This window comes from Bradyrhizobium sp. 23AC, assembly GCF_054863025.1.
Genome location: NZ_JAVAYN010000002.1, coordinates 475,288 through 498,181, shown reverse-complemented (window position 1 = coordinate 498,181; position 22,894 = coordinate 475,288). Strand labels below are relative to the sequence as shown.

General features: G+C 64.9%; 26 protein-coding genes. 10 read left to right on the top strand and 16 right to left on the bottom strand.

Features of this window, described 5'->3' with window-relative positions; translation table 11 throughout:
* Positions 1 to 71: 71 nt before the first annotated feature.
* Positions 72 to 1,064: a hypothetical protein gene (locus RAD10_RS07555; RefSeq protein WP_461616921.1), complete on the top strand. Its 993-nt coding sequence runs from the start codon at positions 72 to 74 to the stop codon at positions 1,062 to 1,064.
* On the opposite strand, the gene RAD10_RS07550 is transcribed toward RAD10_RS07555, so the two are convergent.
* From RAD10_RS07550 to RAD10_RS07525, 6 genes are all read right to left on the bottom strand, one after another.
* Complete coding sequence (locus tag RAD10_RS07550; RefSeq protein WP_461616920.1) at positions 1,065 to 1,562, bottom strand: DUF6622 family protein; 498 nt, start codon at positions 1,560 to 1,562, stop codon at positions 1,065 to 1,067.
* A 16-nt stretch (positions 1,563 to 1,578) separates the two neighbouring features.
* Positions 1,579 to 2,391 carry an ABC transporter permease gene (locus tag RAD10_RS07545; RefSeq protein WP_461616919.1) on the bottom strand — a complete coding sequence of 271 codons (813 nt, stop codon included), beginning with the start codon at positions 2,389 to 2,391 and terminating at the stop codon, positions 1,579 to 1,581.
* 4 nt (positions 2,392 to 2,395) lie between these two features.
* Positions 2,396 to 3,310 (bottom strand): ABC transporter permease, encoded by a 915-nt coding sequence (locus tag RAD10_RS07540; RefSeq protein ID WP_461616918.1) that lies wholly within the window; start codon positions 3,308 to 3,310, stop codon positions 2,396 to 2,398.
* Positions 3,307 to 4,479, bottom strand: coding sequence for an ABC transporter ATP-binding protein (locus RAD10_RS07535; RefSeq protein ID WP_461616917.1), 1,173 nt, complete (start codon positions 4,477 to 4,479; stop codon positions 3,307 to 3,309). Before RAD10_RS07535 ends, RAD10_RS07540 begins: the two co-directional genes overlap by 4 nt.
* 74 nt (positions 4,480 to 4,553) lie before the next feature.
* Positions 4,554 to 6,014 (bottom strand): glycerol-3-phosphate dehydrogenase, encoded by a 1,461-nt coding sequence (locus RAD10_RS07530; RefSeq protein ID WP_461617069.1) that lies wholly within the window; start codon positions 6,012 to 6,014, stop codon positions 4,554 to 4,556.
* Between the two features lie 130 nt (positions 6,015 to 6,144).
* The gene (locus RAD10_RS07525; protein ID WP_461616916.1) at positions 6,145 to 8,832 is read right to left on the bottom strand and encodes a sensor domain-containing protein; all 2,688 of its coding nucleotides are present in this window, start codon (positions 8,830 to 8,832) and stop codon (positions 6,145 to 6,147) included.
* A gap of 202 nt (positions 8,833 to 9,034) precedes the next feature.
* Between RAD10_RS07525 and RAD10_RS07520 the strand changes: the two genes are divergently transcribed.
* Positions 9,035 to 10,138, top strand: coding sequence for an NAD(P)/FAD-dependent oxidoreductase (locus tag RAD10_RS07520; protein WP_461616915.1), 1,104 nt, complete (start codon positions 9,035 to 9,037; stop codon positions 10,136 to 10,138).
* Between the two features lie 174 nt (positions 10,139 to 10,312).
* On the opposite strand, the gene RAD10_RS07515 is transcribed toward RAD10_RS07520, so the two are convergent.
* Positions 10,313 to 10,492: a YdcH family protein gene (locus RAD10_RS07515; protein WP_026201910.1), complete on the bottom strand. Its 180-nt coding sequence runs from the start codon at positions 10,490 to 10,492 to the stop codon at positions 10,313 to 10,315.
* A 329-nt stretch (positions 10,493 to 10,821) separates the two neighbouring features.
* Here RAD10_RS07515 and RAD10_RS07510 point away from each other — a divergent pair, with 329 nt between their 5' ends.
* The 3 genes from RAD10_RS07510 (at position 10,822) to RAD10_RS07500 (ending at position 11,644) form a co-directional block, all read left to right on the top strand.
* Positions 10,822 to 11,028, top strand: coding sequence for a YdcH family protein (locus RAD10_RS07510; protein ID WP_008546179.1), 207 nt, complete (start codon positions 10,822 to 10,824; stop codon positions 11,026 to 11,028).
* 122 nt (positions 11,029 to 11,150) lie between these two features.
* A complete protein-coding gene (locus tag RAD10_RS07505; protein WP_028140284.1) occupies positions 11,151 to 11,369 on the top strand; it encodes a hypothetical protein in 219 nt (72 codons plus the stop codon).
* A gap of 23 nt (positions 11,370 to 11,392) precedes the next feature.
* Positions 11,393 to 11,644, top strand: coding sequence for a hypothetical protein (locus tag RAD10_RS07500; protein ID WP_461616914.1), 252 nt, complete (start codon positions 11,393 to 11,395; stop codon positions 11,642 to 11,644).
* Here the strand turns inward: RAD10_RS07500 and RAD10_RS07495 are convergent.
* On the bottom strand, positions 11,641 to 12,276 hold the full coding sequence (locus tag RAD10_RS07495; protein WP_461617068.1) for a GGDEF domain-containing protein: 636 nt from the start codon (positions 12,274 to 12,276) through the stop codon (positions 11,641 to 11,643). The genes RAD10_RS07500 and RAD10_RS07495 overlap by 4 nt on opposite strands.
* Here RAD10_RS07495 and RAD10_RS07490 point away from each other — a divergent pair.
* The 3 genes from RAD10_RS07490 to RAD10_RS07480 all read left to right on the top strand — a co-directional run bounded on the left by RAD10_RS07490 (position 12,221) and on the right by RAD10_RS07480 (position 14,096).
* Entirely contained in the window at positions 12,221 to 12,412 is a 192-nt protein-coding gene (locus tag RAD10_RS07490) for a hypothetical protein (RefSeq protein ID WP_461617078.1), read from the top strand. The genes RAD10_RS07495 and RAD10_RS07490 overlap by 56 nt on opposite strands.
* Before the next feature lie 92 nt (positions 12,413 to 12,504).
* Complete coding sequence (gene purE / locus RAD10_RS07485) at positions 12,505 to 12,993, top strand: 5-(carboxyamino)imidazole ribonucleotide mutase (protein WP_018317812.1); 489 nt, start codon at positions 12,505 to 12,507, stop codon at positions 12,991 to 12,993.
* Positions 12,990 to 14,096, top strand: a complete 1,107-nt coding sequence (locus RAD10_RS07480; RefSeq protein WP_091956452.1) for a 5-(carboxyamino)imidazole ribonucleotide synthase — start codon at positions 12,990 to 12,992, stop codon at positions 14,094 to 14,096. Before purE ends, RAD10_RS07480 begins: the two co-directional genes overlap by 4 nt.
* A 145-nt stretch (positions 14,097 to 14,241) precedes the next feature.
* Here the strand turns inward: RAD10_RS07480 and aqpZ are convergent, their stop codons facing one another.
* Positions 14,242 to 14,964 carry an aquaporin Z gene (aqpZ, locus tag RAD10_RS07475; RefSeq protein WP_018317810.1) on the bottom strand — a complete coding sequence of 241 codons (723 nt, stop codon included), beginning with the start codon at positions 14,962 to 14,964 and terminating at the stop codon, positions 14,242 to 14,244.
* Between the two features lie 262 nt (positions 14,965 to 15,226).
* Here aqpZ and rpsU point away from each other — a divergent pair, with 262 nt between their 5' ends.
* Together rpsU and RAD10_RS07465 are read left to right on the top strand one after the other, a co-directional pair.
* A complete protein-coding gene (gene rpsU / locus RAD10_RS07470; RefSeq protein ID WP_008546194.1) occupies positions 15,227 to 15,523 on the top strand; it encodes a 30S ribosomal protein S21 in 297 nt (98 codons plus the stop codon).
* A gap of 272 nt (positions 15,524 to 15,795) precedes the next feature.
* Positions 15,796 to 16,446, top strand: coding sequence for a tetratricopeptide repeat protein (locus tag RAD10_RS07465; protein WP_461616913.1), 651 nt, complete (start codon positions 15,796 to 15,798; stop codon positions 16,444 to 16,446).
* 25 nt (positions 16,447 to 16,471) lie between these two features.
* Here the strand turns inward: RAD10_RS07465 and RAD10_RS07460 are convergent, their stop codons facing one another.
* The 7 genes from RAD10_RS07460 to RAD10_RS07430 form a co-directional block, all read right to left on the bottom strand.
* Entirely contained in the window at positions 16,472 to 17,473 is a 1,002-nt protein-coding gene (locus RAD10_RS07460; protein WP_461616912.1) for a hypothetical protein, read from the bottom strand.
* 92 nt (positions 17,474 to 17,565) lie between these two features.
* Positions 17,566 to 17,850, bottom strand: coding sequence for a cupin domain-containing protein (locus RAD10_RS07455; RefSeq protein ID WP_091956448.1), 285 nt, complete (start codon positions 17,848 to 17,850; stop codon positions 17,566 to 17,568).
* Between the two features lie 27 nt (positions 17,851 to 17,877).
* Positions 17,878 to 18,975, bottom strand: a complete 1,098-nt coding sequence (locus RAD10_RS07450) for a calcium:cation antiporter (RefSeq protein ID WP_461616911.1) — start codon at positions 18,973 to 18,975, stop codon at positions 17,878 to 17,880.
* A gap of 50 nt (positions 18,976 to 19,025) precedes the next feature.
* Positions 19,026 to 20,504 (bottom strand): sodium:proton antiporter, encoded by a 1,479-nt coding sequence (locus RAD10_RS07445; protein WP_461616910.1) that lies wholly within the window; start codon positions 20,502 to 20,504, stop codon positions 19,026 to 19,028.
* Positions 20,458 to 21,255, bottom strand: coding sequence for an alpha/beta hydrolase (locus RAD10_RS07440; RefSeq protein ID WP_461617067.1), 798 nt, complete (start codon positions 21,253 to 21,255; stop codon positions 20,458 to 20,460). The genes RAD10_RS07445 and RAD10_RS07440 overlap by 47 nt, the downstream gene beginning before the upstream one ends.
* Before the next feature lie 28 nt (positions 21,256 to 21,283).
* The gene (locus RAD10_RS07435) at positions 21,284 to 21,454 is read right to left on the bottom strand and encodes a hypothetical protein (RefSeq protein ID WP_461616909.1); all 171 of its coding nucleotides are present in this window, start codon (positions 21,452 to 21,454) and stop codon (positions 21,284 to 21,286) included.
* Positions 21,455 to 21,473: 19 nt separating this feature from the next.
* Entirely contained in the window at positions 21,474 to 22,871 is a 1,398-nt protein-coding gene (locus RAD10_RS07430; protein ID WP_028140295.1) for an NAD(P)(+) transhydrogenase (Re/Si-specific) subunit beta, read from the bottom strand.
* Between the last annotated feature and the right edge of the window lie 23 nt (positions 22,872 to 22,894).

Genomic DNA, 22,894 nt, shown 5'->3' with positions numbered 1-22,894 from the left:
CGACAACGTGGACAATTGCGGGTTGTCCACGCCTGCTCTAACCTCCGTGCCCCAATGCAGGGCACGGCATCATGCGCAGCAACGACGCGATCCATCTCGGCCTGATGCTGCTGGCGCTCGCGGCGGCCTATCTGATGCCGTTCGAGCTGTTGCTGCTGGCTTATGTCGTGCTCGGGCCCGCGCACTACTTCACCGAGATTTCGTGGCTGCACGACCGCAGCTATTACCTGCCACATCGCGGGATTGCGGCGGCTCTCGCAATCATCGCCGTGGTCGCGGCCCTGATCGACAACGCCTCCTGGTTCGGCTTTGCGATGTGGGGCGCGCTGATCGTCTGCGCCATGCTCGCGGCCACCACCTCGGCGATCGAGAGCATGTTGCTGTTCATGACGGCGATTGCGCTGTCCGCGCTCATGTATTCGAGCGGATCCTCTCTCGCCGTGATCGGCATCCTGATTCCGACCCTGATTCACGTCTCGCTGTTCACGGTGATCTTCATGGTGCTCGGCGCGCACCGATCCGGCAGCCGCGTCCAGGCTGCGCTGGTGGCTGTCTACCTGGTCGCGATCGCTACGATCCTGCTGCTGCCGCCAACCGCTGAAATCCGGATCGCGAGCTTTGCGCGGGTCGGACAGGATTATTTCGGCAATGTCGGCCCGGCCCTCAGCCGGCTGTTCGGCGTGCCCGGTCTCGTCCTCGACACCAGGCTGACGAGCCTGCTCGCCTTCGTCTATACCTATCATTACCTCAACTGGTTCATCAAAGCCGACGTCATCCGCTGGACCGCAGTCCCGAAGGCGCGGCTGGCGGCGATGGCCGCCGCCAGCGCAGCTTCCACCGCGCTCTATTTCTACGACTACGCGTTCGGCTTTACCTTCCTGCTGGCGCTGAGCCTGATCCATATCCTGCTGGAATTTCCGCTCGACGCCCTGGCGCTGCGGCAGCTCGGGGCGGCGGTGCAGGGCGCAGTGCGCGCGCGGTATGCCGCCCCCGTCGCAGCCGCCGCAACGCGGCCGCGTCCCACAGGCACCAGAGGCTCGAAACGATCGCCCCGGTCGCGCTGATCATCCGAAGGCGCGCTTTCGTCGATAGGCAATCACCAGCGCGATCGTCGAGCCGATGAAGTAGCCGGCGGTCGCGCCCGACACCGCGCGGCCGACGATGATTGCCAGTGCGCGGTCGCTCGCATCGATCGCCGAGATCACCCCGACCGCATATTGCAGCGAGAACACGACAAGGTTGCGGATCAGGGCAAACGCGCTGCCCGGGCGGATGATCTCACCTGTCTTGTGATCGACGTCGAAAGGACGCGGCGTCAGCAGGCCCAGCGGCAGTAGTGCCAGCGCGGCCACGATCCACGCGATCAGCGGCCACGCGCTGCCCTGAGGCCCGAAGCCGATCCGGGACACCCCCCAGATGATGAACACGACCGGCAGGATCAGCGCGCGCCAGATCGGCGTCGTGCGTGGCTGCATCGACTGGATACCCTGCCAGACCAGATAAGCGAGCAAGACCCAGACCCAGAGCGGCGTATGGGTCAGGATCTGGTAGGCCATCGTCATGGTCGCCCTCCTCGGCCTACAGCGGCGCCGCGCTCTCGCCCTGCGAGCTCGACAGTTTTGAGGCGAGCGAAGCGATCACGATGACCACCGCGATCAGGGCGATCACCAGCGTGCAGATTGCGTTGATCTCCGGCTTCACGCCGAGCCGCACCTCGGAATAGATCCGGATCGGCAAGGTCGCCGAGCCCGGCCCGGTCGTGAAGCTCGCGATGACGAGATCGTCCAGTGACAGCGTGAAGGCCAGCATCCAGCCCGCGACGATCGCGGGAGCGATCAGCGGCAGCGTGACCGAAAGAAAGGCGCGCACAGGGTCGCAGCCAAGGTCCATCGCCGCCTCCTCCAGCGAACGATCGAGCGAGCCGAGCCGGGACTGCACGACCACGGCGACGAAGCACATGGTCAGCGTGGTATGGGCGATCGTCACGGTCCAGAACCCGCGCTCGGCGTTCAGCGCCACGAACAGCAACAGCAGCGACAGCCCCGTGATCACCTCGGGCATCACCAGCGGCGCGTAGAGCATGCCGGAGAACAGCGTGCGGCCGCGGAAGCGCTCGCCGCGCGACAATGCGACCGCGGCGAGCGTGCCGAGCAGCGTGGCGATGGTCGCGGAGGAGACCGCGACGCGAAAGCTCATCCAGGCCGCCTCGATCATGGCCCGGTCGTTGAAGAACTCGTGATACCAGCGCAGCGACCAGCCGCCCCACACCGTCACCAGCCGGGAGGCATTGAAGGAATAGATGACGAGAATGAGGATCGGCAAGTAAAGGAACGCCAACCCCAGCGCGAGCGAGCCGACGTTGAAACGGGACAGGCGTGAGACCTTGCGCATCGCGTCAGCGCCCCTGTTCCAGCTGCCGCTTCTGAAGTCGCTCATACAGCAGCAGCGGCACCAGCAGCACCACCAGCAGCACGATGGCGGCGGCAGAGGCAACCGGCCAGTCCTTGTTGGTGAAGAACTCGAGCCACAGGGTCTGGCCGATCATCAGCGAATTGGAGCCGGCCAGAAGGTCCGGAATGACGAACTCGCCGACGATGGGAATGAAGCACAAGAGCACGCCGGCACCGACGCCGGGCCGCGACAGTGGGAAGGTGACGAGCCAGAACACCTGCCACGGCGGCGCGCCGAGATCGGAGGCCGCCTCCTCCAGCACCGGCTCCATCTTGGCGAGCGTGGCGTAGAGCGGCAGGATCATGAACGGCAAATAAGAATAGACGATGCCGATATACATCGCGCTGTCGGTGGAGAGCCAGACCACGGGCTGGCTGACCAGGTGCAGAGCCAGCAGGATCTGGTTCAGCAGGCCGTCGTGCTGGAGGATGTTGATCCAGGCATAGATGCGGATCAGGAATGAGGTCCAGAACGGCACGATCACCAGCACCATTGCCACCGCCTGCCAACTCTTCGGCAGCCGCGCCATGCCGTAGGCGATGGGATAGCCGATCAGCAGCAGCAGCGCAGTCGCGGTCAGAGCGACGGTGAGGCTGCGCACATAGGCGAACACATAGATGTCGTCGGAGACGAGCAGCTTGAAATTGTCGATCGACAGTGCGGCAAAGGCCGCCTTGAGCGCATCCCACCCCGCGGTCAGGTCGAATACCGGCTCGTAAGGCGGCTGTGCGATCGCCGTCTGGGACAGGCTGATCTTCAGCACAAAGGCGAATGGCACCAGGAAGAACAGCGCCATCCAGACATAGGGCGCGATCGCGGCAAAGCGCGCCGGGCGCGCGAAGATACGGCGGGCGCTCATGACGGCAGCACCACGCAATCATCGGGCGTGAACCAGGCGACGATTTGCTGGCCCAGACTATAGGCGTCGACGTCCAGACGCGCGCTGTTGGCGACGGAGGCCCGGACGATTCCGCCGGTATCGAGCTTCACTTTATAGGTGGTGGTGCCGCCGAGATAGCAGATGTCCGCGATCACGCCGTCCAGGCTGTTGATCGTGGTTTCACGACCGGCTTCGCTCACCGGGGCGCGGCGCGACAACTTGATCTTCTCGGGACGAATTGCGATCGAGAATCTTCCCGCACCGACCGGTTCGCGCGGCTCGGCCACCACCAGCGTACCCGCATCACGCGTGCCAATGACCAGACGATGACCGTCGCGCAATCTGGTCTCGCCGTCGAACACATTGACGTCGCCGACGAACTCCGCGATCCAGCGCGAGCGCGGAGCTTCATAGAGCTCGCGGGGGCTCGCGACCTGAGCAAGCCTGCCGGCGTTCATCACGCCGATCCGGCCCGCCATCGTCATGGCTTCCTCCTGATCGTGCGTGACGACGATGAAGGTCATGCCGAGCCGGCGCTGCAGCTCCATCAGCTCGCCCTGCGTATTCTCGCGCAGCTTCTTGTCGAGCGCCGCGAGCGGCTCGTCGAGCAGCAGCAGTTGCGGGCGGCGCGCCAGCGCGCGGGCGAGCGCGACGCGCTGGCGCTGGCCGCCGGAAAGCTGGTCCGGCTTGCGCTTCTCGAGCCCTTCGAGCTTCACCAGGGCGACCATCTCGGCCACACGGGCGGCGATGTCGGCGCGTGCCATGCCGGCGCGCTTCAGGCCGAAGGCGATGTTGTCGCGCACCGACAGATGCGGAAACAACGCGTAATTCTGGAACATCATGTTGATCGGGCGCTCATGCGGCAGCGCCTGCGCGATGTCCTTGTCCCCGAGCAGGATGCGGCCCTCGTCCGGCGCCTCGAAGCCGGCGAGCATACGCAGCAGAGTGGTCTTGCCGCAGCCGCTGGGCCCGAGCAGCGCGAAGAATTCGCCAGCCTTGATGTCGAGCGAGACGCCATCCACGGCGCGGAAGGTACCAAAGGTTTTGACGACGCCCTCGATGCGCAGCAGCGGCTGGCCCGCCGCAGGAAGCGCATCTCCGCCGGCCGCATCAGCCGCGGCCCCTGTTCTGGGCAACTCATCCGTCATGATCCTGCCAACCCCGATTCCGCCGCACGCTAGCCGCCGATCGTCCCCAGCTCAACCGTGCCGGGAGAGATCGATCACATTACATTCGCCATGAACGACGCCAGCGCGTCGCGGTCCGCCGCAGGCATGGTCAAGCCCAGCTTGGAGCGGCGCCACAGGACGTCCTCGGGGAAGCGGGCCCATTCGCGAGCCATCAGATAATGCACCTCGGCGCCGGTCAGTTCGGGACCGAAGGCGGGACCAAGCTCCTCACGGCTCTTTGCCTCGCCGAGCACTGTGGACAACCGCGAGCCATAGGCCCCGACCAGACGCTGCGCCTCGGGCTCCGACAGAAAGCGCCAGCGATCGCGCGCGAGGTCGACTTCGGTGTCGAAACGGTCCCAGGCAAAATCTCCGCCGGGCAGCGCGACGCCGGCAGTCCAGGGCGGCGACATCGGATAGAACGGCGTCAGCTTGGTCACCGCCCACTCCGCGCGCAGGCGCGAGGTGGTGACGTCGCCACCGAACACCGTGAGCAGCGGCGCCTTGCGCCGGCGCGCATGGAACAGCATCGTGCCGTCGCGTCCGCGCGCGGACGCCAGCGTCAGGTTGACGCCGGAGACTGTCCGGACCACGTCGGTCGGGGCGACTCGCTCACGAAAATAGCGGCTCGCCGCTTCGCAGAGATAGCCGACGTCGGCCCCCGGCATCGCCACAATTGCGGGATCGCCGGTGAAGGCGTGTGTGACCGTGCCGATCAGCGTGAAGTCGCGCTCGAAGGGCCGGGCAAAGATCAGCCGCCCATCATTGTTCTGAAAGACGTACACGTTCTCGGAGTCGAACAGCCTGGGCACGATAATCTGGCTCATCTGCGTGGCCGCCATCGCGGGCTGCGGCTGCCGCAGCACGGTCTCAGCGACCATTGGCGTCCAGCCGCCAGTGGCGTTGGCCAGTGCCCGCGCCGTGATGGTGCGGCGGTGGCCGCGATCGACCACCGCGAGCCGCCAGGTATCGGTTCTGTCGGCACGGACGCAACGCGCACCGGTCCGGATCGCCGCCCCATGCTCAGCGGCATCCAGCGCCGTCAGCACCACCAGGCGAGAGTCATCGACGACGCAGTCCGAATATTCGAACGCCGTGCCGAACGGGCGCTTCAGCGCGTTGCCGACCGGATGATGCGTGATGTCGAGGGTGGCCGATGGCGGCAGGCCGCCCCGGTTCGTGAGACCGTCATAGACATACAGGCCGGCGCGCAGCAGCCAGGGCGGCCGCTCGTCGGAATGCGCGGGGATCACGAAGCGCATCGGCCGGACCAGATGCGGCGCGATCCGGAGCCAGGTCCGCCGCTCGGCCAGGGCCCGGCGCACCCGCCGGAACCTGCGCCGCTCCAGCACCGACAGATCGCCGTGGATCAAACGCGGCGTTGCCGAGGATGCCGCGCCGCCGAGATCGCCCTGCTCGAACAGGATCACCCGCAAGCCGCGGCCGGCCGCATCGCGCGCGAGGCTGACACCGTTCAGCCCGCCGCCGATGATCGCGAGATCGTAATCCGCCATGAAGCCGTCGAATGGGAGCAAAGCGCCCCATCATCACTAGAGACATTTCCGTTCCGATGAAATCGGAACGGGGCTCTAGATTGACGCTTTTTCTTGACGCAAACCGGTGTCCACTTCGCTCGAAAACGCTCTAACCGGTCTTGAGCGCAAGCTCCATGACTTCAGCGCGGCCGACCAGCCCGGCATATTTCCCGATCGGCAGGGGCTTGCCGAGCAGATAGCCCTGCACGCCGTCACAGCCCTCCTTGGCGAGGAAGGCGAGTTGCTCGACCGTCTCGACGCCCTCGGCGATGATCGACATTTCGAGGCCGTGGCCGAGATCGATCACCGCGCGCACGATCGCAGCCGATTGCGGGTTGCGGCCGAGATTGGTGATGAAGGCCCGGTCGATCTTGATCTTGTCGAACGGGAACGCCTGGAGATAGCTCAGCGAGGAGTAACCGCTGCCGAAATCGTCCATTGAGATGCGCACGCCGAGTGCCTTCAGGCGGCGCAGCAACGCAAGGCCCCGGTCGAAATCCTCGATCAGCACGCCCTCGGTGATCTCCAGCTCGAGCCGGCCGGGTGCAAGGCCGGTCTCGATCAGGATCGAATGGACGAGGCCAACCACGTCGCCGTGCATGAACTGCGCCGGCGATAGATTGACCGCGACCTGGAGCGGCTTCGGCCAGGACGCCGCCTCGCGGCAGGCCTGGCGCAGGATCCACTCGCCCATCTCGACGATCAGGCCGCTCTCCTCGGCGATCGGGATGAATTCGGCCGGCGAGACCTGGCCGCGTACCGGATGCTGCCAGCGCGCCAGCGCCTCGAAGCCGATGATCTCGCTCTCGGCGACGCTGTGGCCGGCGGCGCCCTGCGGCTGGAAGGCAAGCGAGAGCTCGCCGTTCTTGATCGCCACCGACAGATCCTGGTGCAGCACGCGGCGATCGCGGATCTGATGGTCCATCTCGGGCTGGTAGAGGCTGATCGTGCCGCGCGACTTCTGCTTGGCGCGGAACAGCGCCGCACCGGCATTGGCGAGCAGCGAGGCGCCGTCAGTGCCGTTGTGTGGGAAGATCGACATGCCGGTGGTGACGCCGGCGCGGACCGCCCGGCCGTCGATCTGGAAGTCCTTCGCGACGGCGTCGCCGATCTGCTGCGCCAGCGCAAGACCCGCGTCCGGCTGCTTGCCGTCGATGATCAGGCCGAATTCGTCGCCGGACAGGCGCGCCACCACGCCGCCACGGGCGGAGTCCTGGAGCCGCTGGGCCACCTCGATCAGGAGCTTGTCGCCGAGCGCATGACCGAAAACGTCGTTGACCTCCTTGAGGCCGTCGAGGTCGACGCAGAGGACGGCGAACTCCTCGCCGGTGCCTTCGCAGGCCTCGATCATCTGGGTCAGCGCCTGAAGGAAGGCGGCGCGGTTCGGCAGATCGGTGAGGCCGTCGTGATAGGCCATGTGCGCCATGCGCGACTCGGTCTGCCGGCGGTCGGTGACGTCCTCGTGGGTCTTGATCAGGTATTGCGGCTCGCCGGTATCGCCGAGCACGGTGGCGCGGCGGGTCAGGAACAGCCGCAGGCCGTCCTTGGTGGAGATCGGATGCTCCTCGGTGATCATCCCACGTTTCTTGATCGCGGCCTCGTCGCGCGCGATGATCAGCTTGGCTTCTTTGGGGTTGAAGATGTCGGACGCGGTCAGGCCCGTGGCCTCCTCGCGCCGGCGGTTGAGGATCGTCTCCGCGCTGCGATTGGCAAGCAGATAGCGGCCGTCCTTGACCTGCTCGACGATCAGCGCCACCGGGATGTTGTCGACCACGAGCTCGAGGAACTTCTTGGTGCTCTCCAGCTCCTGCGACAGCGACCGGCGGTCGGTGATGTCCTCGAACACCAGCAGCAGAAACTCGGGCTTGTTGCTCTCGTTGCGGACCACGATCCGGATCGAGGCGACCATGCGCCGCTCGCCGCCGCGGTCGACCTCGAACTCGTTACGGAACTGGCCGTCCGGGGAGTTGAGCGCCGCCCGGTCGGTCGCCTCGATACTGGCTGCCGAGACCGGCGCAAACAGTTCGCGTGCGTTCTTGCCGACGGCATGATCCCGCGAGAACCCCCAGAACCGCTCATAGGCGCTGTTGGCGAAGATGTAGCAGCCGTCCTCGATGTTCTTCGCCGCCACGCAGGCCGGCACATGGTCCAGCACCGATTCCAGGAATTGCTTGGTGGAAGCGAGCTGTCGCGACAGCTTGCGCTGCTCGCTGACGTCCAGATGCGTTGCCACCGAGCCGCCGTTCGGCAGCACGAAAAACTTCACCAGGATGGCTCGGCCGTCGGGCAGCTCGGTGATCAGGCCGTTGTGGCTTGCCGCCTTCTCGTAGAATTCATCGTCGGAGATGCCGCCGAGCACCCCGCGCTTGCGCCTGAGCTCAAGAAGCTCATAGCCGTCCATATTGGCCCAGAGTTCCGACCGCATCAGGCCGTAGATATCGAGATAGCGGTCGTTGCAGAAGATGATGCGGCGCTGCGCATCGGTCATCACCACGCCCTGATTGAGATTGTTCATGGCGGAGGAGACGAAGGCGTTGCGCCGCAACTGCAAACGCCTGGTCCGGCGCAGCGAGGAATGGATCCACAGCACGATTGCAGCGAGGAACGCGCAGACGACGATGCCCGCGATCAGGACTTCCCAGACCACGTTGGGATCGAGCTGGCCGAGATAGCTCGGCGCGGCGAAGCTGTCCGACAGCGCAAAGGCGCGCGCGGGCGCAACCGTGCCGGCCAGGCACACAACGGCCTGCACAGCAATCGGAAGCGTGCTGCCCTCGTGCCAGTTCTTCTCAGCCATCAGCCACCCGCGATTTCAACGTCGGATTGTCTGGCTTCACGCGTTTGGATCGGGTAAACGCCTGTACGCGCAACAGAAAAATGTGACGTGAAATACGGCAATTGCCCTGACATGATAAATTCTTCCTTAACGGAAAATGGCCCCGCGGCATTCTCTCCAGACCTGATGCCACCGGCGCCTCCAGCGGGCCTCCTGCACAACCATGGATAAGGTCGATTGCGTCGTCATCGGAGCCGGCGTGGTCGGGCTCGCGGTGGCTCGAAAGCTTGCGCAGGCCGGACGCGAGGTCATCGTGCTCGAGGAGGCCGAGGCGATCGGCACCATCACCTCATCGCGCAACAGCGAGGTGATCCATGCCGGCATCTACTATCGCGCCGGGAGCTGGATGGCGCGCATGTGCGTCGACGGCAAGCACGCGCTCTACCGCTACTGCGCCGAGCGCGGCATCCCGCACAAGAATTGCGGCAAGCTGATCGTCGCGACCAGCCCGAAGGAGACCGAAAAGCTGCAATCGATCAAGGCGCATGCCGAGGCCAATGGCGTGCTCGACATGCAGCTGCTCACGGGCGAGGCGGCACGCGCGCTGGAGCCGGCGCTGGCCTGCGACGCCGCGCTGCTGTCGCCCTCGACGGGCATCATCGACAGCCACGCCTACATGCTCTCGCTGCGCGGCGAAGCCGAGGAAGCCGGCGCGGCCTTCGCGTTTCACACCCCGCTGATCCGCGCCAAGGCGGCAAACGGCCTGATCGAGATCGACGCCGGCGGCGAGGCGCCAATGACGCTGCAGTGCAGCCTCCTCGTCAACGCCGCGGGGCTCTCGGCGACCAATGTGGCGCGCAACATCGACGGCATGCCGCTGGACCGAATTCCGCGCGCCTATCTCGCCAAGGGAAATTACTTCAGCTGCAATGCCAAGGCGCCGTTCTCGCGCCTGATCTATCCGGTGCCCGAACCCGGCGGGTTAGGAGTGCATTTGACGCTGGACATGGCAGGCCAAGCGCGCTTCGGCCCTGACGTCGAGTGGATCGAGACGATCGACTACGAGGTCGACCCGTCACGCGCCGAGCGGTTCTACCCGGCGATCCGCAAATACTGGCCGACGCTGCCTGACGGCGCGTTGATGCCGAGCTATTCGGGTATCCGGCCGAAGATCGTACCGCCCGCGGTGGCCACGCAGGACTTCCTGATGCAGGGCCCGCGCGATCACGGCGTCGCTGGCCTGATCAACCTGTTCGGCATCGAATCGCCGGGACTGACGTCGTCGCTCGCGATCGCAGATCACGTCGCCGAGCTCGCAGATATCTGAAGCGTTTTCGAGCGACGTGGATATCAGTTCGCGGCAAGACAACGCGTTGCGACAAAAACCAAAAACCGCGCAAACTTCTTTGCACGGTTTCGCACCTTGCTGCAGGGATGAGCGCAAAAGCTCTCACCCCTGCGGGATAAGGGTACGTTCAACTCTACGCTGTTATGGGGGTTACTAGTGGAGCGTGTCGCCGTGCCTCAGACGCTCGATCTGATCCTTGACCATCAACTTCCGGCGCTTCAACTCAACAATTTGCAGGTCGTCTGTTGAAAGGTGCACGAGAGCTTCGTGCAATTCGTTTTCGAGAAGTTTGTGCTTCCGCTCCAATTCAACGAGATGTGCCTGAATTGTCATTCGAAACCTCCTCGGTAGGGTTGAACCTCAGGATTCGATCCGGACAAGGAAGTGTACATCAGCGATCCGTTCTGTCGATGGGTAACCGTCGCCGCAGCTTCATTTTTGAAAATTCATATGTAACGAAGCGTGAGTAAAGGAACCGCGCGGGAAAAATCCATGATATCAATGCGCTTGCGCAGCGTCGCGGCGATCAGCGGAAATATGTCGCTGGAGATCGGCGAACGGTGGTCGCAGATCGCTTGCGATCACGCCGCGCAAGGACGATAATTTCCACAGGGCATCCACAGCCTTAATCCCACGCCTATCGGTTTTCGGCCACCGCAGACATGACCAATGAAGACGAGCGTGAGCTCGAAGCCGAGCTCACCCGGTTGCAGCAGGAACACCGAGATCTTGATGCGGCGATCGATGCACTGCATCAATCGCCCGCCCCCGACCTATTGCGGTTACAGCGCTTGAAGAAGCGCAAGCTGTTGTTACGAGACCGCATCGCGTTCATCGAGGACCAGATTACCCCCGACATCATCGCCTGACCTGCGAGCCGGCTTTTGCTCGCGCGCATGAATCCGCTTGACTCGAAAAGAACAAAATAGGAACATTTGCGAACCCCAGCGCCTCCAGAAAACGCCCAGGACAACTGACAAGGACAATGCAGATGTCGACAGCCGCCCTTCTCGACAACAGCCATTATGAACAGGCCTGCGATCAGGCGATCGCGATGTGCGACGGCAATCTGCGCAGCACCATCAAGGCGCTGATCATGGCCAACGAATATCTGGAGGCCGAGCTGGAGGAATTGCAGGCGGCGATTTCCGCCGGCTGCATTCCGGACACCTCGCGCAGCAAGATGCGGAGCAAGAGCAGCGCCGCCTGAACCGTCAGCTATCGGAGCCGATCATGCCCGACGTCACCTACTACGTTGCATTGCCCTTCCTGATCGACGAGGACGGATCGCCGGTGGCGGGTGCTGCCGAGGAATGCCAGACATCGGCTGCCGCCCTGCGTCGTGCGGAAATGCTGGCGCACGGCGCCGGCCATATCGGCGCCGTCGCCTTCAGCCGCAGCGGCGATCCCCTGACCGGCGAGTTTGGCGACGCCAAATTGCTGCAGAAATTCGGTAACGTACCGCCAGATCTCAGCGCGCTTTAGCTGCCGACCAGCCTGACCCGCGGCTCGTGCCGCCGGTGCGCCTTGCGCACATACATGGCGGCATCCGCCTCCTCCAGGGCGCGGACCGCGTCGGACTGCGCCCCCAGCAACGCGACACCGGCGGAGGCGCCCGCGGTCACCTCCTGGCCGCGAAAGACAAAGGACAATTCGTCGACCGCCTGCTCGAAGATGGCCGCCTTCGCCTTGGCGTCGGTCTCGCTGAGATTCCACAGCAGCAGCGCGAACTCGTCGCCCCCGAGCCGGCCGACCACGTCGGAGGCGCGGACCTGCCGCGTCAGCGTGGCGGCAATCGCCTTGAGCACCTCGTCGCCGGCGCCATGACCGAACGAATCGTTGATCGGCTTCAACCGATCGACGTCGAGCACGATCAGCGCCCCGCTGGCGCGGTAACGCTTCATGTAGGCGATGGCGCGCGCGAGCTCGCGCTCGAAGCCGCGCCGGTTCGGAATCTCCAGCAGGAAATCGGTGTCGGCCGCAGCTTCCAGTTCCGCGACTCGGCGCTGCGCCTCCTTAAGCTTGGTCCGCAAGCCCCGGATCGTCGCCCTGCCGGTATCCTTGACCCCATCGCTCGACGCGCCGCGCCCCGGCGGCCTCGCCGAACGCGTGGTCAGCCCTTTGGCGGCGGCTTTGGATCGGCCGGCGCTGGTCTTCCGGCCCTTTTTGGCCTTCGCAGCGCCTGCCCTTTTTGGTTTCTTCATGGGCATCCTGCTCAATGAAGGCTTGCGGGGATTCACCAAGACAGGATAGTGGATTCCCTTCTCCTTGCCACCGCCTTGCGAGCCGCCGGCCGGAACCGTTAATCTGGCCTATCTTTCTGTTTTTCGGGCACAATTAACGTCATGACCGCGCCGATCGCCATCATCATGGGAAGCCAGTCGGACTGGGACACGATGCGGCATGCCGCCGACACGCTTGCCGCGCTCGGCGTCGCCGCCGACACCCGCATCGTCTCGGCCCACCGCACCCCCGACCGTCTCTTTGCTTTCGCCAAGGGTGCCAAGGCCGCGGGTTACAAGGTCATCATCGCCGGCGCCGGTGGCGCTGCGCACCTGCCCGGTATGGCGGCGGCGCTGACCGAACTCCCGGTGTTCGGCGTTCCCGTCGAATCCAAGACGCTCAAGGGCCTCGATTCGCTCTATTCGATCGTCCAGATGCCCGCCGGCATCCCGGTCGGCACCCTCGCCATCGGCAAGGCCGGCGCAACCAACGCCGCACTGCTGGCAGCGGCCGTCCTGGCGTTGTCCGACCCGGCCTTGTCCGATCGCCTCGCCGCCTGGCGCAAGGCGCAGACCGAGGCGGTCGCCGAGCGCCCGGAGGACAAGGCGTGACCGACACCAGGCAGGTGAAGCTGAAGCCCGGTGACACCATCGGAATTCTCGGCGGCGGACAATTGGGCCGGATGCTGGCCATGGCTGCGGCGCGGCTCGGCCTGCGCTGCCAGGTGTTCTCGCCCGATCCGGACTCGCCGGCTTTCGACGTCGTATTGAACGCGACCTGCGCCGAATATGCCGACGTCGAGGCGCTCGAACTGTTCGCCAACGACGTCGACGTCATCACCTACGAATTCGAGAACGTGCCATCGGCCGCCGCGATGGTGCTGGACGCGCGCCGACCCGTGCTGCCCAACCGCAAGATTCTCGAGACCACCCAGGACCGGCTCGCCGAGAAGGATTTCGTGACGCGGCTCGGCATCGGCACTGCGGCCTATGCCGACGTCACCTCGGTGTCCTCGCTACGCGAGGCGATCGCCAGGATCGGCCTTCCGGCCGTGCTCAAGACCCGCCGCTTCGGTTATGATGGCAAGGGCCAGGCCATCATCCGCGAGGGCGACGATATCGCCAAGGTGTGGACCAGCCTCGCGACCAAATCCGCGATCCTGGAAGCCTTCGTGCCATACGAGCGCGAGATCTCCGTGATCGCCGCACGCTCGGTCACAGGCCAGGTCGAGTGTTTCGACGTCACCGAGAACGAGCACCGCGACCACATTCTGAAGATATCGCGCGCGCCGGCGCCGATCCCGGCTGCGCTCGCCGAGGAAGCACGCAGCATCGCCGGCAAGATCGCAAGCGCGCTCGACTATGTCGGCGTGCTCGCTGTCGAGATGTTCGTGCTCGCCAACGGCACCGGCCCGAAGGTGCTGGTCAATGAGATCGCCCCGCGCGTTCACAATTCCGGGCACTGGACGCTCGACGGCGCGTCGGTCTCTCAGTTCGAGCAGCACATCCGCGCCATCGCCGGCTGGCCGCTCGGCAAGCCCGTGCGCCACGGCGAAATCGTCACCATGACCAATCTGATCGGCGACGAGATCAACGATTACGAAAAGTGGCTGAGCGTGCCGGGCGCGACCGTGCACATCTACGGCAAGGGTGCGCCGCGTCCCGGCCGAAAGATGGGCCACGTCACCGAAGTCAGGCCGACGAAAGGCAAGTGAGGGACCGCAGCAATTGCTGCGATCCCGCTTCGCTCGAAAACGCTCTAAAGCGCGATGAGATTTGGATGAATCGTCATCGCGCTTTAGGTTGTTGTTTGCGCATGATCTTTCCGGAAAACCGCTTAGCACTTTTCCGGATCATGCTTTAGGCCGTCTTCGCGCCTGCGACGACGCCCGTGGGCTCCTCGCTGAGCCAGCGATAGATCACCCCGCCCAGCGCGCCGCCGATCAGCGGTGCGACCCAGAACAGCCAGAGCTGCGCCGTCGCCCAGCCGCCGACGAACAGCGCAGGACCCGTGCTGCGCGCCGGGTTCACCGAGGTGTTGGTGACGGGGATGCTGACGAGATGGATCATCACCAGCGCGAGCCCGATCGCGAGCGGCGCGAAGCCTGCGGGCGCGCGGCCATGGGTCGCGCCCATGATGATGAACAGGAACATCATGGTCATCACCACCTCGGTGAGGAAGCACACGATCATGCTGTACTGGCCGGGCGAATGCGCATCATAGCCGTTGGATGCGAAGCCCTTGCTGACATCGAATCCGGGAGCTCCGCTCGCGATGACGTAGAGGAGCCAGGCGGCCACGATCGCGCCAGCCACCTGCGCGATCACATAGGGCAGGATCTGCCCGGCCGGAAAACGCCCGCCGGCGGCAAGACCGACCGTGACGGCCGGGTTGAGATGGCAGCCCGAGATATGGCCGATCGCATAGGCCATGGTGACCACGCTCAGTCCGAATGCGAGGGAGACACCGACCAGACCGATTCCGACCTGCGGGAAGCCGGCAGCGATCACCGCGCTTCCGCAGCCTGCGAATGTGAGCCAGAAGGTGCCGATGGCTTCAGCGGCGTATTTCTTGATATCCATGTGTCGTCCCCTGCTTTCAAAGATTCCGGAACAAAGCTCCGGAAACGGCCCCATCCCGGGCGTCGAATCGCCCAAATCAGGGCCGCACAGAGGTATTTTCGCCTCATTTAATGGCTGAACTTGGCCCGAATACTCGCTTGTCCGGTGGACATCCCGGGATTTGTCTGATACATCCGCGCCCTCAAGGTTAAGGGCTTGCGCGTTTTCGCCATCCCCTTCGTCTTACCAGAATTCAAATCCGATCCACTGAAGAGGATGCCGCGTGCAGGTTCTCGTTCGCGATAACAATGTCGACCAAGCCCTCAAGGCGCTGAAGAAGAAGATGCAGCGCGAGGGAATTTTCCGCGAGATGAAGCTCCGCGGTCATTACGAGAAGCCCTCCGAGAAGAAGGCCCGCGAAAAGGCCGAAGCCGTGCGCCGCGCGCGCAAGCTGGCCCGCAAGAAGCTGCAGCGCGAAGGCCTGCTGCCGATGAAGCCGAAGCCGGTGTTCGGCGCAGGTCCCGGCGGTGATCGCGGCGGTCGTGGCGGCCCGGGTGCAGGTCCGCGCGGACCGCGCTGATTTACCGATTTTTGCGAGATTTCAATTTCGATAACGCGGGCCTTTGGCCCGCGTTATTGTTTGTGCGCGCTGCCCTTCTGAGCTGGGCACCACGGATGCGGCACGCAAACGCGATGAGATTTGGATTGAACGTCGTCGCGCTTTAATTTGTTGTTTGACCTTGATCTCTACGCAAGCGCGTTCCGCCTTTGTCGCGAGGGAAAACCGCTGCATACTTTGCGCCAACGCGGCCCTTCGGGTCCGGATCATGCTCTAGCGCGAGCGAATCGTAGATGGCCTCCCCCTTCCCCCAGCACGGCTTGGCGTGGCGACGCCCGATCTGGCGGCCGCCGTTCGCGCTGGCGTTGATGGGGATTGCGCTGTGCGGCTGCTCCTTCGATCTGGGATCGCTGATGCCGGAGAAGGACAAGCCGCAGGAGGCCCCCAAGGCGGCCGCGCCCGCCGAGAGCGCGGTGAGCGCCGGCAACGTCACCGAAGCTCAGACCCACACCGCAAAAGCCCAATCCCTGGCCAAGTCAGGCGAGGTCGCGGCAGCGCTCGATGAGTTCAATCGCGCGGTCGGGCTCGATCCCTACAATGCGCAGGCGCTGTATGGCCGTGCCCTGATCTACCAGGGCAACAATCAGCACGACTTCGCCATCGCAGATTTCAGTGCTGCGAGCGGACTCAACCCCCAGAAGGTCGAGCCGCTGCTCGGCCGCGCCACCAGCTATCTCGCGCTCGGCAAGGTCAAGGAGGCCACGGCCGATCTGGATGAGGCCTCCGAGGCCGATCCGCACAATGCGCAGGTCTGGACCACGCGCGGACAGGCCTATGAGCGGCTGGGCGACAGGGCCAAGGCGGCGGCGTCCTACACCAGGGCTGTCTCGCTTCGCCCACGCGACGACGCCGCGCGCAGCGGTCTTGCCCGCGTCGGCGGCTGACGGTTTTGGCGGCGGGGGCGCCGTCTTAATCGGGGGTGGCGCTCTTCGGCAGAACGGAGTGGAACATCGACTTCATGCCCGACAGCATCTCGTCGGCGACATTGGTCTTCTTGGGCCGCGGCATGGAGCCACCGGCGTCGGCGCGCAGATCGAGCGGTGGCGCGATCACCGGCACGGGAATGTCAGCCGGCGGCGTCATCCGATTCGGATCATCGTTGCCGACCGAGGCCGTGTAGGGCGGATTGGCCGGCGAGGAGCCATCCTTGCCGTAGGCCTCCGGTGAGGGCGTCGATACCGTGATCGGCGGCGGCAGCGGACGGACCGTAGCCGGCTCCATGCTGACGACCCGCGGGGCCTCGGGCGTGCGGGCGGCTTCCCGCACGGCAGGCTCAGTCGGCCTCTCGGCTGACTTGGTCTCGGACGGCCTAACCTCGGCAGGTTTGGTTTCGGCAGACGACTTTCCTTCGGAAGACTTGCCTTCGGAAGACTTGCCTTCGGAAGACTTGCCTTCGGAAGACTTGCCCTCGGAAGATTTGCCCTCAGGAGTCTTGCGCAGGCGCTCGATCGCGGCACGCACGAGGTCGTTGGCGTCGGGGGCCGGAGCCGCAGCAGCCGGCGCCGAATTGGCCTCTACCACCGGAGCAGCGGGAGCAGGCGTGCTGGCGGCCGGGGTCGACTTGGCGACCGCCTTCTCGCGCGCCGACGGCTTGCCACGCGGGCTGGCCTCGGCCGGGGCCACATCCGCAGCCTTGTGCTCGGCGGACGGCTGATCGGCAGCCTTTTCGGCCGCCGGCTTGTCCGTCACGCTCTTCTCGGGGATGCCTTTGGCCTTGACGCCGGGTGCAGGGAGATTGGCGACATCGGCGGGTTTGCCGTTCTTGCCGGCCTCGGCAGGGGCCACGACGGCCGCAGGGGCATCAGCCGCCGGCTTGGCGTTGATGTAGTGGTTAACGATGTACGCCCCGATGATCGTCGCGAGCACCGAGGGGAAAATATCCATCGAAATTTTAGCGAGGTATTTCAGCATTCCGGCCACTCCCCGCGCGATCTGATGCGGGAACTTTGGGGCATTGTAAGGGATCAAGTGCGACGGATCGATGGCAAGTGTTAAGGCCGGACCTACGGCTTTAGCTCGATCTCAAGGAACACGATCTCGGTTGAGGTTTCGTTAAGTACGTCATGTTGGACGCCCGCCTTGCGGAAATAGGATTTCCCGGCTGCCAGCTGCGCCTTGGACCGCTCGCCGCCCGGCGCCACGATGGTCATTTCCCCCGCGACGACGGGAACGATCACATAGTCCATGCCGTGGGTGTGATGCCCGGTGGCGCCACCGGGCGGAAGCCGCCATTCGGTCACCCGGACCTCCTCGTTGTCGACCTGGACCTCGGACTTGGCGGCAAGCATCTGGAACCTCTCCTGGGACATCGCGCTTCAGGGCACGAAAACCATGAACACGTAGACGGCAAATACCACCATATGGACCAGCCCGAACAGGACATTGGTCCTGCCGGTGCCGAAGGTCAGCATGCTCAGGAAGAAGGTCAGGAGCAAAAGCACACTGCCCTGGGCGCTGAGGCCGAGCGTGAGCTCCTTGTCGAGCGCGTAGGTGGCGACCCCGACGGCCGGGATGGTCAGCCCGATGGTGGCGAGAGACGAGCCGAGCGCGAGGTTGATGCTCTTCTGGAGGTCGTTCTTGCGGGCCGCCGATACGGCCGCGACGCCTTCCGGCATCAGGATCAGAAGGGCGACCAGAAGGCCAGCAAAGGCCTGCGGCGCGCCGATCTTGGCCGCGACGGCGTCCACCACCAGCGAGAACTTCTTGGCGAGCAGCACCACGGCCAGCAGCGCGATCAGCAGCAGCACGACGCTGACCACCAACATCCGGCCCGACAGATGCGCCTCGCCGCTGCCGCCGTCCGCCCGTTCATGGACGAAGTAATCCTTGTGCAGGACGGTCTGGGTGTAGAGGAACACCCCGTACAGCGCGAGCGTGACCACGTCGACGAAACCGAGCTGAACCGCCGAATAGACCGGCCCCGGCGCGGTGGTCGTGTAGTTCGGCATGATCAGCGTGATGGTCGCGAGCGCGAACAGGACGCTGAGATAGACGTTGGCCCCCGAGAGCTGAAAGCCCTGCTCGCGATAGCGCAGGCCGCCGATGAAGATGCAGAGCCCGACGAGGCCGTTGCAGACGATCATGACCACGGCGAACACGGTGTCGCGCGCCAGTTCCGGGGCGGGCTTGTCGCCCAGCATGATCGTGGTGATCAGCGCCACCTCGATGACGGTCACCGAGAGCGTCAGCACCAGCGTGCCATAGGGTTCGCCGACCCGCTCGGCGATCACTTCGGCATGGTGAACCGCGGCGAACACCGTGCCGAACAGGATAACCAGAAGGACGATGGCGAAGACGAGCCCGCCGAGCGACAGCGTGAAGACGTAGCCCGTCGCGCTGACGGCTGCGAACAACAGCACGGCCAGCGCCGGAAAGATCCAGGCCGACCGGGGCATCGGACTATGCGCGCTCATCTACCGGCTCCAATCACTCAATACGAGCAGTAGCAAATCGGCCGGCAGATTCAATGCCAGCGCAGGATCGGCGCGACCGGCAGCAGCGTCAGCAGCATGAACAGCGGGATCAGCACCGCGCCGGCGCGCACGAGATAGCCGAAGAAGCTCGGCATCTTGATGCCGTTCTCGCTGGCAATGCTGCTGACCATGAAGTTCGGCGCATTGCCGATATAGGTGAGCGCTCCCATGTAGACGGCGCCCATCGAGATCGACGCGAGCGTGCCCGACAGCTGATGCATCAGCGTTTGCGGATCGCCGCCGGCAAGCTGGAAAAACAGGAGATAGGTCGGCGCATTGTCGAGGAACGCCGACATCAGGCCGGTGAACCAGAAATAGGCGACCTCGCGCGGCGTGCCGTCCGGTGCCGTCACGGCCGACAACAGCCAGGCGAAGGCGCCGAGATGGCCGGCATTGAGCATGGCAATGACCGGGATGATGGCGACAAAAATGCCCGCGAACAGTTTTGCGACCTCGCGGATCGGCTCCCAGGTGAAGCCGTTGGCCAGCCTGTGCTCGTCCGGCGTCAACCACACCGACAGCGCCGCAATGGAAAGCAGCGCCACATTGCGCGCGATGTCTTCCAGCTCCAGCTTCGTTCCGAGAATGTCGAAAGCAACAGCAGGCTTCCACATCGCCGAGGCCAGCAGGCTCGCGACGATGGCTGCGATCAGCACGAGGTTGACGAGACCGCGGATGCGGACCGGATCCGCAGGACCGGCGTCGCTGAGCTCAGGCTCGCTGCGGAAGCGCCAGAAGTCGATGGCGATGAAGATCGCGAGCAGCAATCCGGCGACGATCGCGGTCTGCAGCCAGATGCTCCGCGTGGTCCAGAAGAAGTCGACGCCGTGCAGGAAACCGACGAACAGCGGGGGATCGCCGAGCGGGCTCAGCGCGCCGCCGACATTGGCGACCAGGATGATGAAGAAGATGATGACATGGGCGTTGTAGCGCCGCGGCCGGTTGGCGCGGATCAGCGGACGGACCAGGATCATCGCGGCTCCCGTGGTGCCGACGATGCTTGCCATCAGGGTGCCGAGCGCGAGGATGCCGGCATTCGTCGCCGGCGTGGCCTTGATGTCGCCGGTGATGAGGATGCCACCGGCCACGACATAGAGCGCGAACAGCAGCACGATGAAGCCGAGATATTCAGCGAGCATGGCATGGACGAAAGCCGCCAGCGTCGCCATGCTCCCGGCAAAAATGACGAGCGAGGCCAGCGCCAGCAGCGACCAGGCCGCAGCAATCTTGCCGTAATGATGGTGCCAGACTTTTGCAAACAGCAGCGGTCCGAGCGCGATCGACAGCAACAGGCCGGCAAAGGGAAGCGCATAGGGCCAGCGCATCGCAGCACCATCGAGCCCGGTTGCGGCCCAGGCCTGCTGCGGCAACAAAGCGAGGATGGCGGCGAGGGATATGCCCCGGAGCCGGGTGACGAGCCGTTCAGGATCCAATGAAGTGCCTTGCCGTTTCGATCGCACCGAACGCATCGAGATTGTCGTGTCCGCCGCCCGCAAAGCGAACGAACTGCTTCGGTTCATGCGCGAACGCGAACAGACGCTCTCCGAACACGATCGAAATGACAAGGTCATTGGTGCCATGCATCACCAGGAGCGGCACCGTGACGCGCGCGATCCGCTCGTCGGAAGGGAACGGATCGCGCATCAAGAGGCGCACCGGCACGTACCAGAATGACGAAGATGCAATGTCGGCCGTCGACGTATAAGGCGCCTCCAGGACCAGCTTTCCAACACGCTGTTCCGAGGCGAGCGCGACCGCCACGCCGGTCCCGAGCGAGAAGCCCCAGGCGACGATTCGTTCCGCCGTGTAGCGGGCCGTGGTGAAGGCGTAGGCGGCAGCGGCATCGCGCAGCAGACCCTCCTCGCTCGGCGCGCCGCTCGAGCCGGCATAGCCGCGGTAGGACAGCGCGACGAGGCCGGTGCCATCAGCCGTCATGGCCTTGAGGCGGCTGACCCGGCCGGCGAGAAAATCGCCATTGCCCGGAAAATACAGGATCACGGGACGACCGGGCCTCGCCGGCACGTGCCAGACGATGATCTTCTCGCCATCCGAGGTGGTCAGGACATGCTCCTCCGCCTCGGGACAATCTGCCGCCTCAGGCGGGGTCCGCTTGGCGGTCGGTATCGGAAACAGCATCTCGCGCTGCCGGGCATAGAGCAAGACGAGCCCGGCGAGATAGACGGTCGCGAGCAGGATGACGGTCCATTTGGCGATGGTGATCATTGCGCGGCCGGCCCCCGGTTCAGGCTCAGGGCTTGCGACGGCTCCGCAGCAATTTCATGACGTCGGGCCGGAGGCTCCCCGGTACGTCGCGGCAGCCGCACGCCGCCTTGTGGGCGGCATGCCATGCGACGCGCTGCTCGCGCGTCGCCTTGAGCGGCATGCGATGAGACCGGTGCCATTCCTTGTTGATGGCCACGGTCCGTTTCCTTCGCGTGCTACATCGCCTTGACGATGTTCTCGGTGACCTTCTTGGCGTCGCCGAGCAGCATCATGGTGTTGTCGCGGTAGAACAGCGGATTGTCGATGCCGGCATAGCCGGAGGCGAGCGAGCGCTTGATGAACATCACGGTGCCGGCCTTCCAGACCTGCAGCACGGGCATGCCGTAGATCGGCGAGGTCTTGTCCTCCTCGGCCGCCGGGTTGGTGACGTCGTTGGCGCCGATCACGAAGGCGATGTCGGCCTGCGCGAACTCGGAGTTGATGTCCTCGAGCTCGAACACCTCGTCATAGGGGACGTTGGCTTCGGCGAGCAGCACGTTCATGTGGCCGGGCATGCGGCCGGCGACCGGGTGAATGGCGTACTTCACCTCGACGCCTTCCTTCTTCAGGATGTCGCCCATCTCGCGCAGCGCGTGCTGCGCCTGCGCCACCGCCATGCCGTAGCCGGGCACGATGATGACCTTCTGGGCATTCTTCATGATGAAGGCCGCGTCGTCGGCCGAGCCGAGCTTGGCGGGCTTCTGCTCGCCGCCGCCACCGCCGGCCGCCGCGGTCTCGCCGCCGAAGCCGCCGAGGATGACCGAGATGAAGGACCGGTTCATCGCGTGGCACATGATGTAGGACAGGATCGCGCCCGAGGAGCCGACCAGCGCGCCGGTGATGATCAGCGCGGAATTGCCGAGCGTGAAGCCGATGCCGGCTGCAGCCCAACCCGAGTACGAGTTCAGCATCGAGATCACGACCGGCATGTCGGCGCCGCCGATCGGGATGATCATGAGCACGCCGAGCGCCAGCGCCAGGATGACGATCAGCCAGAAGTCGAGCGCGCCGCCGGTCAGGACCAGGCGGACGATGAAGAACACCAGCGCCACCGCAATCGCGATGTTGATGATGTGACGGGCGGGCAGGATGATCGGCGCGCCGCTCATCCGCGCGGACAGCTTCAGGAACGCGATCACCGAGCCGGTGAAGGTCAGCGCGCCGATGGCGACGCCGAGCGACATCTCGACCAGGCTCTGCGGATGGATGTTGCCGGGAGTGCCGATGTCGAAGGCCTCGGGCGCGTAGAACGCGCCGGCGGCGACCAGCACCGCGGCCATGCCGACCAGCGAGTGGAAGGCGGCGACCAGTTCCGGCATCGAGGTCATCGGCACGCGGCGGGCGATCACCGCGCCGATCGCGGCACCGATGGCGATACCGACGATGACGAGCACCCAGGCGAGGCCGTCTGCCGGCGGATGGTTGGCCAGCGTGGTGGCGACCGCAATCGCCATGCCGATCATGCCGAACAGATTGCCCTGGCGCGACGAAGCCGGGCTCGACAGCCCGCGCAGCGACAGGATGAACAGCACTCCCGCCACGAGATACAAAAATGCAGAGAGGTTGGCGCTCATCTCAGGTCCCCATTGATCCCTTC

Coding starts and splice junctions, on each gene's coding strand:
- RAD10_RS07555 (WP_461616921.1), top strand. CDS start 72: ATGCGCAGCAACGACGCGATCCATCTCGGCCTGATGCTGCTGGCGCTC.
- RAD10_RS07550 (WP_461616920.1), bottom strand. CDS start 1,562: ATGACGATGGCCTACCAGATCCTGACCCATACGCCGCTCTGGGTCTGG.
- RAD10_RS07545 (WP_461616919.1), bottom strand. CDS start 2,391: ATGCGCAAGGTCTCACGCCTGTCCCGTTTCAACGTCGGCTCGCTCGCG.
- RAD10_RS07540 (WP_461616918.1), bottom strand. CDS start 3,310: ATGAGCGCCCGCCGTATCTTCGCGCGCCCGGCGCGCTTTGCCGCGATC.
- RAD10_RS07535 (WP_461616917.1), bottom strand. CDS start 4,479: ATGACGGATGAGTTGCCCAGAACAGGGGCCGCGGCTGATGCGGCCGGC.
- RAD10_RS07530 (WP_461617069.1), bottom strand. CDS start 6,014: ATGGCGGATTACGATCTCGCGATCATCGGCGGCGGGCTGAACGGTGTC.
- RAD10_RS07525 (WP_461616916.1), bottom strand. CDS start 8,832: ATGGCTGAGAAGAACTGGCACGAGGGCAGCACGCTTCCGATTGCTGTG.
- RAD10_RS07520 (WP_461616915.1), top strand. CDS start 9,035: ATGGATAAGGTCGATTGCGTCGTCATCGGAGCCGGCGTGGTCGGGCTC.
- RAD10_RS07515 (WP_026201910.1), bottom strand. CDS start 10,492: ATGACAATTCAGGCACATCTCGTTGAATTGGAGCGGAAGCACAAACTT.
- RAD10_RS07510 (WP_008546179.1), top strand. CDS start 10,822: ATGACCAATGAAGACGAGCGTGAGCTCGAAGCCGAGCTCACCCGGTTG.
- RAD10_RS07505 (WP_028140284.1), top strand. CDS start 11,151: ATGTCGACAGCCGCCCTTCTCGACAACAGCCATTATGAACAGGCCTGC.
- RAD10_RS07500 (WP_461616914.1), top strand. CDS start 11,393: ATGCCCGACGTCACCTACTACGTTGCATTGCCCTTCCTGATCGACGAG.
- purE (WP_018317812.1), top strand. CDS start 12,505: ATGACCGCGCCGATCGCCATCATCATGGGAAGCCAGTCGGACTGGGAC.
- aqpZ (WP_018317810.1), bottom strand. CDS start 14,964: ATGGATATCAAGAAATACGCCGCTGAAGCCATCGGCACCTTCTGGCTC.
- RAD10_RS07465 (WP_461616913.1), top strand. CDS start 15,796: ATGGCCTCCCCCTTCCCCCAGCACGGCTTGGCGTGGCGACGCCCGATC.
- RAD10_RS07460 (WP_461616912.1), bottom strand. CDS start 17,473: ATGCTGAAATACCTCGCTAAAATTTCGATGGATATTTTCCCCTCGGTG.
- RAD10_RS07455 (WP_091956448.1), bottom strand. CDS start 17,850: ATGCTTGCCGCCAAGTCCGAGGTCCAGGTCGACAACGAGGAGGTCCGG.
- RAD10_RS07450 (WP_461616911.1), bottom strand. CDS start 18,975: ATGAGCGCGCATAGTCCGATGCCCCGGTCGGCCTGGATCTTTCCGGCG.
- RAD10_RS07445 (WP_461616910.1), bottom strand. CDS start 20,504: ATGCGTTCGGTGCGATCGAAACGGCAAGGCACTTCATTGGATCCTGAA.
- RAD10_RS07430 (WP_028140295.1), bottom strand. CDS start 22,871: ATGAGCGCCAACCTCTCTGCATTTTTGTATCTCGTGGCGGGAGTGCTG.